General features: G+C 63.4%; 10 protein-coding genes and 1 tRNA gene. 9 read left to right on the top strand and 2 right to left on the bottom strand.

The features are described 5' to 3' along the window. Window positions 1–6: 6 nt before the first annotated feature. Window positions 7–2,673, bottom strand: coding sequence for an aminopeptidase N (gene pepN, locus KKP04_RS04035; protein WP_215027185.1), 2,667 nt, complete (start codon window positions 2,671–2,673; stop codon window positions 7–9). A gap of 199 nt (window positions 2,674–2,872) precedes the next feature. Between pepN and ruvC the strand changes: the two genes are divergently transcribed. After that, window positions 2,873–3,394, top strand: a complete 522-nt coding sequence (gene ruvC / locus KKP04_RS04030; RefSeq protein ID WP_215027182.1) for a crossover junction endodeoxyribonuclease RuvC — start codon at window positions 2,873–2,875, stop codon at window positions 3,392–3,394. On the opposite strand, the gene KKP04_RS04025 is transcribed toward ruvC, so the two are convergent. Then, window positions 3,360–3,827: a cupin domain-containing protein gene (locus tag KKP04_RS04025; RefSeq protein WP_215027179.1), complete on the bottom strand. Its 468-nt coding sequence runs from the start codon at window positions 3,825–3,827 to the stop codon at window positions 3,360–3,362. The two genes, ruvC and KKP04_RS04025, sit on opposite strands and share 35 nt — an antisense overlap. Before the next feature lie 162 nt (window positions 3,828–3,989). Here KKP04_RS04025 and ruvA point away from each other — a divergent pair, with 162 nt between their 5' ends. The 8 genes from ruvA to KKP04_RS03985 all read left to right on the top strand — a co-directional run bounded on the left by ruvA (window position 3,990) and on the right by KKP04_RS03985 (window position 14,896). Further along, the gene (gene ruvA / locus KKP04_RS04020) at window positions 3,990–4,619 is read left to right on the top strand and encodes a Holliday junction branch migration protein RuvA (protein ID WP_215027176.1); all 630 of its coding nucleotides are present in this window, start codon (window positions 3,990–3,992) and stop codon (window positions 4,617–4,619) included. 178 nt (window positions 4,620–4,797) lie between these two features. Then, window positions 4,798–5,925 (top strand): TRAP transporter substrate-binding protein, encoded by a 1,128-nt coding sequence (locus KKP04_RS04015; protein WP_215027173.1) that lies wholly within the window; start codon window positions 4,798–4,800, stop codon window positions 5,923–5,925. A 301-nt stretch (window positions 5,926–6,226) separates the two neighbouring features. Continuing rightward, complete coding sequence (locus KKP04_RS04010) at window positions 6,227–6,637, top strand: hypothetical protein (protein WP_215027171.1); 411 nt, start codon at window positions 6,227–6,229, stop codon at window positions 6,635–6,637. Between the two features lie 318 nt (window positions 6,638–6,955). Beyond that, window positions 6,956–8,143: a DUF937 domain-containing protein gene (locus tag KKP04_RS04005; RefSeq protein ID WP_215027168.1), complete on the top strand. Its 1,188-nt coding sequence runs from the start codon at window positions 6,956–6,958 to the stop codon at window positions 8,141–8,143. Between the two features lie 384 nt (window positions 8,144–8,527). Continuing rightward, window positions 8,528–8,617, top strand: a tRNA-Ser gene (locus KKP04_RS04000). Window positions 8,618–8,707: 90 nt separating this feature from the next. Continuing rightward, a complete protein-coding gene (locus KKP04_RS03995) occupies window positions 8,708–8,878 on the top strand; it encodes a hypothetical protein (RefSeq protein WP_215027165.1) in 171 nt (56 codons plus the stop codon). 326 nt (window positions 8,879–9,204) lie between these two features. Further along, window positions 9,205–12,417 (top strand): hypothetical protein, encoded by a 3,213-nt coding sequence (locus KKP04_RS03990; protein ID WP_215027162.1) that lies wholly within the window; start codon window positions 9,205–9,207, stop codon window positions 12,415–12,417. 10 nt (window positions 12,418–12,427) lie between these two features. Continuing rightward, the gene (locus KKP04_RS03985; RefSeq protein ID WP_215027159.1) at window positions 12,428–14,896 is read left to right on the top strand and encodes a hypothetical protein; all 2,469 of its coding nucleotides are present in this window, start codon (window positions 12,428–12,430) and stop codon (window positions 14,894–14,896) included. Window positions 14,897–14,911 lie beyond the last annotated feature (15 nt).

Genomic DNA, 14,911 nt, shown 5'->3' with positions numbered 1-14,911 from the left:
CGATGATCAGGCTGCCACTTCGCCTGCGCGGTCGCCAACGATTTTTGACCCGATCTCGAACACGTCAGGGGAGAGATCCTTCTTGTCGAGGATGCGGCCCAGCGCTCTCTCCGCGAATGCGCGGCGGTTCGGCTCGAAAATGCGCCAGCTTTCGAAGGCGCTGACAAGCCGCGACGCCATCTGCGGGTTGAAGCCGTCGATCTCGATCACGGCATCGGCGATGAGGTCGTAGCCCGCGCCGCTCGCATCGTTGAAACGGACCTGATTTCCGTGTGCGAACGCCCCGTAAACCGCGCGCACGCGATTGGGGTTCTGGATTGAAAACAACGGGTTGGCGACGAGGTCGGCCATGCGCGCGAGGGTATCGGCCGAAGGCGACGACGCTTGCAGCGCGAACCACTTGTTGATGACGAGCGGCTCGTCCTTCCATTTTCTGTGGAAACGCTGGAGCGCCTGATCGTAGGCTTCGCCGCCGACCTGCGAGAGGATCGAAAGCGCGCCGATGGCCTCGGTCATGTTGGTTGCGGTCTTCGCCTGCTCCTTCACGCGCGCGATGCCGAACCGGCTCTTGCCTGCGGCAAGCAGGCTCAGTGCGGATTGTCGCAGCGCGCGCCTACCCGCGCTTTCCGCGTCAGGGTTGTAGGGTTCGACCGGTGCGCTGCGTTCGTAAACCCCTTCCAGGATGGCGCGCAGGCTCTTGCCCATCGCCTCGCGCAGGAGCGTACGCGCCCGATGGATCGCCTCCGGGTCGACGTTCTCAGCGATGGCGAGCGCCACATCCGATTCGGATGGAAGGGTGAGAAACGCGGCGCGGTAGGCATGTTCGAGCGTGTCGTCGTCCGCGACCTCGCCGACAGCCGCCACGAAGCGGGGATCGACCCGCGCCGTCTCGCCCTTGGCGATGGCGTTCGCAAGGCCGACGATATGCTTCAGCGCAAAGGCCTGCGCGCTCTGCCAGCGGTTGAACAGATCGGTATCGGCGCGAATGAGCGTGAGCATATCCTTGTCGCGCGTGCCCGCGTTGAGGTTGACCGGCGCCGAGAAGTCGCGCAGCAGCGAGAGCACGGGCCGCGAGCCGACCTTCTCGAAGGTGAAGACCTCCTTCTTCTTCGAGAGCACCACGAGGCCGCCATCGACGGGTTTGCCCTCCACTTCGAGGGGGATCTCGCCGCCATTCGGGCCGAGCAGGCCGAGCTTCACCGGAATCGGTACGGCCTTGCGCTTCGGCTGTCCCGGCAGGTCGGGGAAGGTCTGACTGAGCGTCAGCCGCGCCTCCTTGGCACCCTCCGAATAGGACAGCCGCGCGTCGAGCGTCGGCGTACCCGCCTGATTGTACCAGAGGAGATAAGGAGAAAGATCCGTGCCGTTCGCGTCGCCCAGCGCCGAAACGAAATCTTCGACCGTCACCGCCTGCCCGTCGTGGCGCTCGAAATAGAGGGCGAGGCCCTTGCGGAATCCGTCGCGGCCGAGCACGGTTTGCAGCATGCGGCACAGCTCGGCGCCCTTGTTGTAGACCGTGCGCGTATAGAAGTTGTTGATCTCGATGAAGGACGAAGGCCGCACGGGATGGGCGAGCGGCCCCGCGTCCTCGGGAAACTGTCCGCTCCGAAGCATCCGCACATCCTGAATGCGCTTTACGACAGCGGAGCGCATGTCGGCGGTGAACTCCTGGTCGCGGAAAACCGTCAGCCCTTCCTTCAGGCAGAGCTGGAACCAGTCGCGGCAGGTGACGCGGTCGCCCGTCCAGTTGTGAAAATACTCGTGCGCGATCACGCTTTCGATGCGCTCGTAATCGCCATCGGTGGCAGTGTCGGGCCGCGCCAGTATCAGCGCGTCGTTGAACACATTGAGGCCCTTGTTCTCCATCGCGCCCATGTTGAAGTCCGATACGGCGACGATCATGAACATATCGAGGTCGTATTCGAGGCCGAACCGGTCCTCATCCCATTTCATCGACCGCTTGAGGCTTTCCATGGCCCAGCCGCAGCGATCTTCCTTGCCGGGTTCGACATAGATCCGCAGGGTGACATCGCGCCCCGACCCCGTGGTGAAATGGTCCTCCACCATGGCGAGCTTGCCGGCCACGAGCGCGAAGAGATAGGCGGGCTTCGGGAACGGGTCTTCCCAAACCGCGAAGTGGCGCTTGCCGGGAAGATCGCCCGATCCCACCAGGTTGCCGTTCGACAGCAGAACCGGCGCATCCTGTTTTGGCGCTTCGATGCGGACGCGGAACCTCGCCAGCACGTCCGGCCGGTCGAGATAATAGGTGATCCGGCGGAAGCCTTCGGCCTCGCACTGCGTACAGTAGACCCCGCGCGAGACATAGAGTCCCGTCAGCGCCTTGTTCGCGGCCGGGTCGCAGATCGTCTCGATTTCGAGCGTGAACGGTTTTGCGGGCACGTCGCGGATGGTCAGATCCTTGGCCGTCGCGACGAGCCGCGATCCGTCGACTGCTTCGCCATCAATGGCCACGCGCAGAAGCCTGAGCAGTTCGCCGTCGAGCCTGATTTCTGACGAGCGCTTCTTCACAGCCGGATTGGGCAGCACGGACAGCCGCGATTTCACCCGCGTTTCCGCCGGATCGAGCGTCACATCAAGGCAGGTTTCGGAAATGAGGAACGCGGGGGGAGCGTAATCCTTGAGGTAGATCGGCTTCGGCGTGTCGGTTTTCATTGCGTCTCCCCTTCAACTTCTGGCCGTAGAGATAGCCCCTCGCCGCGTCCACGGCAAACAGCCGCGCGAGTTTTCCTCATGACAACATGGTGTTCGAACGCAGACTTCGCACCCGACGTCAGGGCGAACCCCTCGAAAGGCTTGACCGGACCGCCCGACGCAGAAGACGGTGCGGGTTGACGTTCAACCGGATCGCCTCATGCCGAAACCTCCCGTCCGCATCCTCGGGCTCGACCCCGGCCTCTGCCATCTCGGCTGGGGCGTTGTGGATTGGGACGGCCAGCGGCTTTCCTACGTCGCCTGCGGCACCATCGATACGGGCGCGGGCGATGCGATGGGCCAGCGGCTTACCGCCCTGTTCGAAGGATTGAACGAGGTGGTTCGCACTCATGCGCCCGACGAGGCCGCCATCGAGGAAACCTTCGTCAACACGAACGCGCGCGCGGCGCTGAAGCTCGGCCAGGCGCGAGGAGTGGCGCTGCTCGTGCCCGCGAGGCTTGGCCTCAGCGTCGCCGAATACGCGCCGAACTCGATCAAGAAGACTGTCACCGGCGCGGGCCACGCCGACAAGACGCAGATCCGCGCGATGCTGCGCTATCTGCTGCCCAGGGCGCAGCCGCAATCGGCGGACGCCGCCGATGCGCTCGCCGTCGCCATTTGCCACGCCCATCACAGGCGCGCGCTGGCTATACGAGCGGCGGCGCTTTCAACTCCGGCTTGAGGTCGCCGGACTTCAGCGCGGCGATAATTTCTTCCGCGAGCGGTTCGAGGTCCGGCAGAAGGACAACGCTCTCCTGCTCGCTTGCGTCGGTCCGCGCGATCACAGCGGATATCGGCTTGTCGCTCAGGTTCACGGGCAGGTGCGGCACCCCTGCGGGGATATAAAGCAGGTCGCCAGCGCGCGTCAGCGTTTGATGCTGAAGCAGCTCGCCATGAAGCGTCCACGCCTCGCCTTCGAGAACATAGATCGCCGTTTCGTGCTTCTCGTGCAGATGCACCTTCGCGCGGCCACCCGGCGGGACCGTCAGCAGGTGCATGCAGATGCCCGTGGAGCCGACGGTTTCGGCGGCGATGCCGCGACGATAGGTCAGGCCCTGCTTTCCATCGTAGGTGGTCTCGGCCCTTACGAGCCGGCATTCGGGTTCGGTGCTCATAAGCCTTCCTGTGTTTGGCTATCCGGATCATGTAAGCTTCGTTCCCGCGCTTGCCGTCGCCACACACGGACTATCGAGAAAAATTGAACCGCGACAGTCGATGCCTCCTGTTCGCAAAAAACCCCCTCGCGCCGTCGATGCCGACTCGGGTTATGCTGAAGCATGATCGGAAAGCTCAAAGGCATCGTCGACGCGGTGGGCGCGGACCACGCCATCATCGATGTTGGCGGCGTCGGCTATGAAGTCGCATGCTCGCCGCGAACGCTCTCCGCGCTCAAGCCCGGCGAGCCGGTCGCGCTTTCCATCGAGACCTATGTCCGCGAAGACGCCATCAAGCTTTACGGATTCCTCTCCGAGGCCGAACGCGGCTGGTTCCGCCTTTTGCAGAGCGTGCAGGGCGTCGGCGCGAAGGTGGCGCTGTCCATCCTCGCGACACTCGACTCCGCGCAGCTCGCACAGGCCATCGCCATGCAGGACCGCGTGAGCGTGACGCGCGCGCCGGGTGTCGGGCCGAAGGTGGCGCTTCGGATCGTGAACGAACTCAAGGACAAGGCCCCGCCTCTCGCTTTCAGCGTCGCAGCCATCGCCGCGCCTGCCTCCGGCGCCGGGTCGGCCGCGACGCCCGCCTCCGCAGCGCCCTCTCCCGCTGCGGAGGCGGTATCCGCGCTTGTGAATCTCGGCTACGCACCGCTTCAGGCGAACGCCGCCATTACAGCCGCCCTCGGCAAGGCGGGCGAGGAGGCGCGGACGGAAGATCTCATCCGTCTCGGCCTCAAGGATCTGGCGCGTTGAAGCTTCAAGCGCCCTTTTCGCCGCCTTTGTTCGCGTGAACCGGCGCCAGATCTGCTCCCCGTTCAGGCGATAATGGCGGCCATCCTGCCCTTTACGCGAGATTGGCGCATAAATCGCGCTCGTGTTGCTTGAGGCTGCCTAAAACTTATCGTAAATGCTCCTGAGACCGGGAGGGGCTATGACGGGCACATTCACGATTATGCGCGCGGCTGCGTTCGCGCTTGTTTGCGTGGCGGCGGGGGCTTTCGTTGCATCGCCCGCGCGCGCCCAGGCTCCCGCCGAAGGGCCGCTGGAGCTGCACTTTTCGCATATCGGGTCGGAAGGCACGCTGTACTACATTTCAGCGGAGGAATATGCGCGACGCGTGGAAGCGATGTCGCGCGGCAGAATTCGCATCGTGCTGCACCCGAAAAGCGGCCTTGGCGGCGATGCCCTGGTGCTGAAAAAGATGCTGAAGAACGAGGTCGACATCTCTGTCATCGGCACGCCGATGTCCAACATCTCCGGCGAGTTCGGCGTGTTCGAGATGCCTTTCCTCGTGCGCAATCGCGCCCATGTCCGCCAGTTCCGCGACAAGATCATGAAGCAGTACCTTCATCAGGCGGCCAATGCGAAGGGCTACCAGTTGCTCGCGATGTGGGAACTCGGCTTCCGCCATGTGCTCAACAACAAGCGTCCCGTCGAAGGGCCCGGAAGCCTGAAGGGCCTCAAGCTGCGCGTGCCTAAAGGCGCGTGGCGCATCAAGATGTTCAAGGCTTATGGCGTCGAGACGTTCCCTGTCGAATTCAAGGATGTCTATGCCGGCATCCAGAAGGGGGAACTGGATGGCATCGAATCGACACTCGACCTGATCTACGGCGCCAACATCCATAAGGTGCAGAACTACCTCACCCTCTCCTATCATCTCTACACGCCCGGCTTCCTGATCATGCCGAAAGATCGCTATCAGGGGCTTCCCACCTCGGTGCGCGCTATCCTGACCAAGGTCGGTGTGGAGATGCAGGAATGGGTTCTGGACAAGGGCGAGCGCATGGACGCGGAAATCGTGCAGAAGATGGGATTGAAGACGAATGAGGCCGACCGCCTCGCCTTCACGATCCAGAGTCTGGCCATCTACAAGGAGTATGCGCAGGTTCCCGCGCAGAAGGCGCTCATCAAGCTCATTTTCGATTCGGACGTGAACCCGCTGGCGAACGATGGACCGAGGGGCACGGGATCGTTCGTAAACGGCCCCGGTTCGAAAGGCAACGATGTCAGGGCGGACGACGCGAGCACGGATGCCAAGAATCCCTGGGCGCCGCGCTGATTTCGCAGTCTGTCGACTCGCGCATATTCCTGTATGCTGTGGCAAACGACCTGATAGCGTCTTGTGAAATTGCGGCCGAAACTCCGGTTCACGGTGATCGGAAGAAACTGGAGCACGACGCGGCCTTCAGAACGCGCGAGGCTCCAGATAATCAGAGTGGCGCTCGCCGCGAGGCGGTGTTGCCCGAGCGATCGAAAGACACGTTGGCACGGCGATCCGAGGCGTTGACGATTTCGTCTCGGAGCCTGCCACAGCGAGGAGGCTCAATATGTCCCGTCCAGAGCAGGATATACTTGATTACATGGACGACAAATCGCAGAACGAGGACGAGACCGCGTTCCTCCCAATTCGCCCGGACGGCTATCCGGACAGCTGGACCGTCTTTTTCCTCGGCATTCTCTTCGCCATCGCCGCCGGGGCTCTGATCCCCATCTCGCCATGGCTCGGCGGAACGCTGGTTTTCGCCGGCTACGGCGCAGCCGCGCTCACGCTGACCGGAACCAGAAACCGCGTTTCGCGCGCGCTTCGGTTCGGCTTTGCAGTCTTCGCCGCGATCGGCGCGGCGATCGTTGCCGGCATGATCGCGTGGCCGACGCTGACGCGTTCCGTGGTCGACGCGGCGGCGGAAACGAATCTCGTGTTCCTTTCGGTCGCGTTGTTGCCCTGGCTTCTAGCCACCTTCCGCTACATCCACATCCGCCTTCCGGACTGACGGGCCTGGCGGGCTCACCGTATCTCCTTGTCTCTGAGAGAAGGCCGCGCGGCGTGGCCTTTCCTTTTACGAACAAATAGCGAGACGGAAGTAAGTCTCAGGTTCCACCTGCGTGTATATGATGCCAGGTCATTTCAATATCCTTTTGGTATATACTTATAATTTTGTTTCATATTGCTAGAAGGGCATAGATTTTTTTTAGATCGTGATAATTAAAATCCGCGTTCGACGTTGCACGGAGTGCCATCAGAAGCGAGTTTAGCGCAGGCCTGTACTTTGCAGGTATCGTTGTTTGCGCGAAAACTGGAGAGATTTCGAATGGCCACGAATCTTCTATCGACCATCTCGCAGTCGTTTACTCCCGATGTGATCGGGAAACTGGCGTCGACGCTCGGACTTGAACAGCAGGCCGCAAAAAAAGGAATCTCGGCCGGTGTGCCTGGCATCCTGACGAGCCTCGCGAACATGGCACAGGCCTCCGACGGTCCGAAGCGGATCGGCTACGCTCTTTCCCAGTCGGAGAACATCGTTGGCCGGGATGCCGTAAGCAACGGCGACATCGTCGGCAGCCTTCTCGGCTCGAATCGGGACATCCTTCAGACCGGCTGGAGCCTCCTGTCGTCGCTGATCGGCGGCGGGACGTTGGACACGCTTGCGTCCCGCCTCGCACAATATGCCGGTCTCGGCCATGGCTCCGCGAAAAAGCTGATCGGCTTCCTCGCTCCCGTAGTGCTTGCCTATCTGAAGCGTCATCAGACCGCTGCCGGTCTCGATAATCAGGGCATGGCGAGCATGCTCGTGAGCAAGAAAGGCGAGTTCGAGCGCGCCATGCCCAGCGCTTCCGCCGTCCGGCCTGTGCAAGATGCGCAGGACGAGGCACATACCTCGTCTCCGGCCCATCAACCGCGCGCGGCGACGGCGTCCGGTGGCGCGAACTGGGCCTACTGGCTGCTTCCCGCGCTCATCATCGCGGGTGCGGCGCTTTACTTCTGGCCAAGCGAGAACAGAACGCAGGAAGCCCAGCAGATCAACCGGAACACGCGAATGGTCACCCCCGCGCCCGAGTCGGCGACCGGCTCGGCCCCGTCCGCGACTCCTTTCCCGTCGCGAACCGAAACCCAGCAATCGGCCACGAACGATAGTGCGGCACCCATGCCCCCCCAGCAATCCGCGGTCGCGGGAACCTCGGCCGTCGCTCTGCAAAACGATATCCTGACAAACATCTCGCGCCTTCAGGCCGCGCTCGCGCGAATTACGGACTCAGGGTCCGCTCAGGCCGCAATGGACGAAATCCGCGCTATATCGGATCGCTTCGCCAGCCTGAAATCAAAGGCCCAGGATCTTACGCCCGAGGCAAGGCAGGCTCTCGCGCAGTCGGTGCAACAGCGCGTCCCCGATCTCAACTCGACGCTCGACCGTATCGGCAACGAAATCAACCTCGGTGGCGAGGCCAAGCCGGTTATGGAAACGCTCAAAAGCCAACTGGCCAAGCTGTCCAAGGCTTGAGACAGCCGTCGTCCGGGCGCCAATCCGCCCTTTCCATCCCTTTCCGGTCAGGTGAACGTCGAAAAAATGGGGATTGACCGGAGGCGATCAAAGTTTGAGAGGATCGACCGATGGCGATCGGTCGATCCTCTCAAGATTCGGCCACCATCGCATGCCAGATTGACGCGCCATGACTGACTCGCCGTGAGGAAAAGTTCGGGGTGCGTTTCGAGATGCCGTCATCACGATAATGGCGCGAAGAAGCCTCGGGGCGCGCCCATCGCATCTTGCTCGCAGCCGGCGCATTTGTTATCCATCGCAGTGGAAAGTCGGACGCGCGACTGGCCGAGCCGCGAGCGTGATCGAATGGCATGACGCAGGGCGGCGAGAAGCGGCCACTCCAACGGAGGGGTGCTAGAGTGGTTGAATAGACCGGTCTTGAAAACCGGCGTGCGGGCAACCGTACCGTGGGTTCGAATCCCACCCCCTCCGCCACCAGCCCTCGCGAAGTTTCCGTAAGCATCTGTCTTAATTCAGCTTTTTGCCGTAGCGTAAATTGTTCAGCGCCGTTTCGCCCAAATCCGCGTGCCCGCGCGCTATGCCCCCGTCGAAGAGCGCAAGGTGATCTGGCTCAGTCTTCACACCGATTCGGAAAGCGTGGCGCGCCGCAAGGCCGCCGCCTATAACCGAGAGCGCTACGGCAAAGGCGGAAGCCTCGAACGCTTGCGCGAAACGATTTTGGCGGCGGCGCTTTGAGCGACTTCGGGGGCGCGCTATGGAGCGCTCTGGACCCGGCAGTAATCTACGGATGTACATCGGCTAGATATGCCTTCATCTCTCGCCCGCTCTAATGCGTCCCGGCTTGAACAGAGGTCAGGCCGCTGTGCTCTGGTGCGAGCAAGGCGCGAAGGCGGATCGCACAACGCGAGCGTTCGCGGGACAAATGCATGCAGCGCAAACCGCTGCAAAGTGCCGCATGCCGCCCGCCAAGGCATTCATCTAGTGTTCCGTCCAAAGAGATTTTTTAATCCATTTTCGGCAGTCGGCACGCACCGATTTGCCGGTTCAGACGGGAGATCCGCATGCTGCTCGATGGCGCCAAGGCGATGCGTATTTCCCTGCTGATCGCCCTTTCGGCTTTCGGCTGGATCGCCGTCTATATTCTGTTCAACGAGGAACTTCGTCTGAGCATCGGCGACGCGGCGCATGCGAGCGCCTTCCTTTCTCTTTTCGTCGGGCTCTCCGCGTTCATCACGGCGTTCTACTTCCGCCGTCTCGCAAAAGTTCGGGCCGACCTCTCGCAGGGCGAACCTCTCGCTCGGTGGCGCGTGCCGCGCGGCGATTGGGATGTCTTCGCGCAGACGGAGGCGCGCGAGACCGAAGAAGGCCACCGCGCCACACTCTTCATCATTCTCGGCTTCGCCGTCCTGATCCCTGCCGTGATGGCGCTGATCCTTGGGGATGCGCAAATCTTCGCCTTCATATCCCTCGGCATCATGGCGATTGGCGGCATCGGCTTCCTCCTCGGCCGCAACGCTGCGAAGGCGCATCTGCGTTACCGCGACGGCGTCATTTCCGTCGGCGAAGACGGTGTGCTCGTGAACGGCGTGGTTCACGGCTGGCGGCTTCCGGGTTCCGCCCTTGTCGGCGTCGAACTTGATGAAAGCGCGACGGCCGTCGTCCTCGCCATCACCTATGCCTTCTGGACGCGCGCAGGCCGACAGTATGTCACGGTGCATGCCCCCGTTCCGGCCGACGCGATCGGCGAGGTCCGCGCGGCGGTGGACCGGCTTCGGCCTATGGCGGAGCGGCGAGAGCCGAAGCGGGCGATGTCGAAACAAAGCGCCGCGCTCGTCGCGATGCTGGCCGCCGGGACGCTCCTCGCGCAGGCGTTGCCCGCCGCGGCACAAACGGGCGACTGGCAACGCTTCAAACTCGATGAAGCGAGCATCGCCACCCCGCCCGGCTGGCGAGCCGGACTCACCGAGAAGGGCCGGACAGTGCAGGCCGTCGAGCCGCGCGGCGGCCGGGAAGTCCGCGTCTGGTGGTGGTTTCCCGACGAGCCGCTGCTCGGCTATACCGATGAAATCGAACATGACAAGGTGACGGTCGCGGGTCAGCCCGCGCTTCGCGTCCATACCCGCTTCGAGGGACGCGATACCATCACCGTGACGCTCGACAAGCCGCGCAAGGACGGCAAGCGGCTGCACATCCTTTTCGAGGGACAGGGCCGCCTCGACATCAACGATCCGGCCCTTATCGGCATGGTGACGCGGCTGACTCTCGCCGGGTGGGCGACGTCCAACACCTCGCCGGAGACGCCGGATGCTGTCGATGTCTCGGGCGGCGATGCGGAAGCAGCCGCCGAGCCCGAGCCGGAAGCGCCGGTGCAGCGCGCTGAACTCGGCAACATCGCCGCCGTCGTCAACGGCCCGCGCAAGAATACGATCATCGCGATCAAGCGCCCTATCTTCGTGCGCACGCTTGAGACCTATCACTGGAACAACGCGCGCGGCCGGAAGCCAGGCATTATCGCGCTGCTCAGGCCGGATGGAACGGAGGTTGGCCGCTGGGCGGCGCGCGGCAAGCCGGGACAGGGCGGCGTCCCGAACGCCTATTGGGAAGCCGACGTCAATCAGCGGCTCGACGAAGGCAGCTATGTGCTGTCCACCTCAAGCAACGAGACATGGGCCACGAATGCGGGTGTAGGCTGGCGGGGCTTCTACACGATGGACTATCAGGTGCTGAAGCAGGCGCCCACGCCGGAAAGCATTCCGGACGAGACATCGCAGGACGGCGCGCCGGCCGATGAGACGCCCTCGCACGAGACGAGGGGGCAGCAGCCCAACACGACGCTTGCTTCGGCGGCCGACGATCCGACACGGCCGTTGCGCCCCGGCGAAACGCAGAATCTCGTTCTCTACGAGGGCGGCGAGATCTTGCCGCCGTGGAGCGCATTTCAGGGTCAGGGTGGGCGCTTCAAGGACCACGCCCGTGTCGAGGGCGGTGCGCTTCGCGTGCGCGCGCCGGAAAAATCGGGCTGGGGGCTTGCCGGTCTCTACAGTCAGGGTGCGCTTCTCTGGCTCGATGCCCTCCGCAACGGCGGCGAAGCCGTGCTGACCTTCGACTTCGACCCTTCGGAGACGACTGGCTTCCTGATCGGCCTCAGCACGCATCACAATCTCAACGGCAACGATCCATCGACTCCGCGTTTCATGCTGCATTGGCGAAGGACGGCGGACGGCACCGGCAAGGTTACGCTGGTTCGCGACCAGAAAAACACGTTGGAGGCAACCGCGCCCGCCAGTGCGCCGCAAAGCGTGCGTCTCGTCGTCGCCGAAAAGGGCGTGCGGGTCGAATGCGACGGGCTGCCGGGCAACGTCACGCCGTGGGCCGATCTCTCGGAGGGTCAAGGGTTCCGCGTCTACGCCATCTCCCGCCCGGACAAGAATGGCGAGGCCGTATCAATGGCGCTGAAGCGCATCACGCTCACCCGCAAGGGCGGCGGCAAGCCTGCGGGCGACGGGCAGCCCGCGCCCGACGTCGAGCCGCTGCCGTCACAGGTTCTTTTCGACGGAAAGCCGGGCGCGCTGTGGCAGGCAGCGGGGCTTCATGCGGATAAGGAGGCGAAGTTTGTCGCCTTCCGTTCAGGCGCGATGATCGCCGATGTGCCGGAAAAGCAATTCGCCTGGGCGCTGGCGGGGCTTCTGTCGACCGAGCCCGTGCTGCGCTTCAACGAGCGCATCGCCAAGACGCCCTACCGTCTCGTCCTGACAGTCGATCCGCGCGCGACCACCGGCTTACGGGTAGTGTTCGGCGGTGACAAGGTACCGGAGATGTGGGGTGGCATGGCGCACGCCTTCCGTCTGATCCGCCGGACGCAAGGCGAGATGGCAGGCAAAACCCACCTTCAAATCAGGGGGAACAGCGGCCCTTACGCGGTCTGGGACCGCGCCATCTCCTCGGCCTTCCTCGACAGGAACTGGGACGGGCGCATCGTCCTGACCTTCGGCGGCACGTGGGCGACGGCGGAGCTTCCGGGCATCGTCTCGTTGCGCGGCACCGTGTTCAATCTCGGCCCGGGCGCTGCGAAATACATGACGATCTACTCGGAACCGGAGAGGGAGTACCAGCCGTCCCGGCTCGTCCTGAAGAGGATAGAGGGCGGCTGGGTCACGCCCTCGGGCATGACCGCGGCGGAACGCTGGACGCTCGTCGATGACGCCGCATTCGACAAGGATCGCTTCCTCGACGACCTCGCGGCCGATCTCGATGCTCCGGCGCAACCGAACTGAGGACCATGCAATGGCCCGTCTCACCTCCTTTTCCGTCCTTCGCGGCGCGGTGGCGCTGATCGTCTCGCTGCCGCTTCTGCTCCTCGCGCCCGCCCCGGCATCGGCCTGGGACACCCAACTCACGCGGGCGATCATGCAGGTCCATCTCGGAACGGCGAGCGAGGCGCAGCTCGCGCTCGTCCGCGCGAACAACCACGTCGTCAACAACATGGCGAGCACGGGCCATCTGCGCGACCACGTCTATCAAAAGGTGCAGGCCGATTTCGCGCGCTTCAATGCCGAGGTGGCGACGAACGCCGCCCGCAACAACGGACTGGACCTCAACACACAGAAGGCGACGAAAGCCGCGTCCCCCGGCACCGACAGCGATTTCATCACGTCGAGCAACAGCGGCAAGATGGACGTGAGGCAGATCGAAGGCTCGATCCGCGATTACAACACGGAGATGAACCGGCGGCTTGGCACGCAGAACGTCGATTACGCGAAGCGGCTCAACACGGATTTCATGGCCAATCCGAACCAGATGAGCGCCGACGACTTCGCCAAGGTTTCGAAGCTCAACAACGATGCCTACAAGAAGCAGGGCGCAGCGAGTTATGAAGCCAAGGTGCGCACGCCGGGCGAGACGGTAACGGCGAGCGAAATCGTCGACTACCAGAAGGACATGCGCGATCTGATCGGAAAGAAGAGCGGGCAGATCAAGGATTTGCAGGGCAGGCTTTCCGACGCGCTCAGGGCCGATCCTTCCGGCATCAAGCCGGAGACGCGCAATCTCAAGGCCGAATTGCAGATCCGCCAGCAGCAACAGGCTAAATATATCGAGCGCTTCACGGAGGCAACGCGGCTGACCGCCGAGACTTACGGGGTCGCGGCACCCGAGGGCTCGCCCATCGCTCAAGAAGGGGCCGACCGCTCGCTGAAGCCCGGCGAGGGGCAACTCGAATCCGACAAGGTGCGCGCGAACCAGAAGGCCGCCGCGAAATCCTCTTCGCTCGCCGACTACCAGACCGGAAAGGCGACCGGCGAAAGCGTTCGCGTGAACGTCGAGGCCAGCGGCAACATCGAGGCCCAGGCGGGGCGTATTCCGGATCGCGGCCGGCTGATGGGGAACGCGGCCGACCAACTGACCGACCTGCCGCCTTCCCAGCAAGGCGAAGTGATTGACGATGTCCGCCGGCGCTTCGGCGACGACGCGGCCCGCGAGCTTACCGAACGCGCCCGCGCGGCGAACTCCGCGAAGGCTGCGGCAGGGCGAACCGAGACCTTGAAAGCAAACGCCAAGGCCGCCGCCGAGAAGATTGCGGTCGTTTCGGCGATCGCCGGGCTCGCGAACGAAGTCCGCGCCTGGGTCAAGGGCGAGAAGTCCAATTGGGAAGCGGCCGAGACAGCCGCCGACATGGTGAGCCAGGGCCTTTACAACACGGGCAAGAACCTCGCGGGCTGGAAGGAAACCTACGACCTCAATAAGTCGGCTTTCACGAACGAGACGCAGGCGCGCATCTTCCGCATCGCCAAGGAATTGCACGACCGTGGCGTGGACCTCGCCGACGTCAAGCGCATCGTCGCCGACATGGAGAACGGCTCCGAGGCCAGCCTCGACGGCCAGATCAAGGAGCTGGCCGCGAAGGGCGTCGCCTATACAAAACCGGCGCCTGTCGAGCGGACGACCTTCTCCGACCGAAGCTGGACTGACTACGCAAAGGAACAGGGCGGCGTAGCCGCCGACATCGTCAAGGGAATCCTCGTGGCGCCCGTCAAGCTGGCCTGGGACACGGGCAAGGATCTCGGCGAACTCGTTCTGATCACGAGCGACATCTACAAGGCTCACAAGAACATCTCGGATGCCGATCTCGAAATCATCGAGCAGCAGAACACGATCACCCGAAAGAAGCTGATCCGGCGGCTGACCGAAATGGGCGCCGATCCGCGTGAGGCCGAAGCGGCAGTGGACGCCTGGTTCGACGGCAAGAGCGAGGGTATCGAGAAGCTGCGGGGCCTGCGCGATAAGTTGAGAGGCGACGCCGACGTCTCGGCTGCCGCCCCCGAGGCCAAGCCCGTCAGCCCGGAGGAGATCGCAAAGCGCCGCGCCCACATCGTGGATCGCCTCGCGAAGCTCAATCATACCAAGCTGACGGCCGCGCTTGAAGGCATGGGGATCGCGCCGCCGGTGGACTTCTATAACTGCCTGTGTCGAGCGGCTGCCTATGGCTCGTCCAGCGCCGCGCAATTTTATCATCCGGATACGATCGGCGAGTACAATCCGAGGTATAGTTGCTCGCACCCGGGCGATCCCTGCATCGTCTCCGGTTTCGGGTGCGGGCGCTATCCGCTACCGAGCGATGCGAAGATCTGGACGAAATGCATCGCCAGAAACAGGGTGAACCCGACGCTCGGCGCGGACGGCAAGCCAGTGCCGGGCAGCGGCACGTCGCTCGACGAGGCCATCGAACAGGCGCTCCGGCAAAGAAAACGTCCCTGACCTGGCGGCGCTATG

Source organism: Rhodomicrobium sp. Az07 (assembly GCF_018619475.1).
Lineage (GTDB): Bacteria > Pseudomonadota > Alphaproteobacteria > Rhizobiales > Rhodomicrobiaceae > Rhodomicrobium.
This window is presented reverse-complemented; position numbering and strand designations above follow the sequence as displayed.

What these genes read in the sequence shown, in the direction of transcription:
- pepN (WP_215027185.1), bottom strand. Translation starts at nt 2,673, where the DNA reads ATGAAAACCGACACGCCGAAGCCGATCTACCTCAAGGATTACGCTCCC.
- ruvC (WP_215027182.1), top strand. Translation starts at nt 2,873, where the DNA reads ATGCCGAAACCTCCCGTCCGCATCCTCGGGCTCGACCCCGGCCTCTGC.
- KKP04_RS04025 (WP_215027179.1), bottom strand. Translation starts at nt 3,827, where the DNA reads ATGAGCACCGAACCCGAATGCCGGCTCGTAAGGGCCGAGACCACCTAC.
- ruvA (WP_215027176.1), top strand. Translation starts at nt 3,990, where the DNA reads ATGATCGGAAAGCTCAAAGGCATCGTCGACGCGGTGGGCGCGGACCAC.
- KKP04_RS04015 (WP_215027173.1), top strand. Translation starts at nt 4,798, where the DNA reads ATGACGGGCACATTCACGATTATGCGCGCGGCTGCGTTCGCGCTTGTT.
- KKP04_RS04010 (WP_215027171.1), top strand. Translation starts at nt 6,227, where the DNA reads ATGGACGACAAATCGCAGAACGAGGACGAGACCGCGTTCCTCCCAATT.
- KKP04_RS04005 (WP_215027168.1), top strand. Translation starts at nt 6,956, where the DNA reads ATGGCCACGAATCTTCTATCGACCATCTCGCAGTCGTTTACTCCCGAT.
- KKP04_RS03990 (WP_215027162.1), top strand. Translation starts at nt 9,205, where the DNA reads ATGCTGCTCGATGGCGCCAAGGCGATGCGTATTTCCCTGCTGATCGCC.
- KKP04_RS03985 (WP_215027159.1), top strand. Translation starts at nt 12,428, where the DNA reads ATGGCCCGTCTCACCTCCTTTTCCGTCCTTCGCGGCGCGGTGGCGCTG.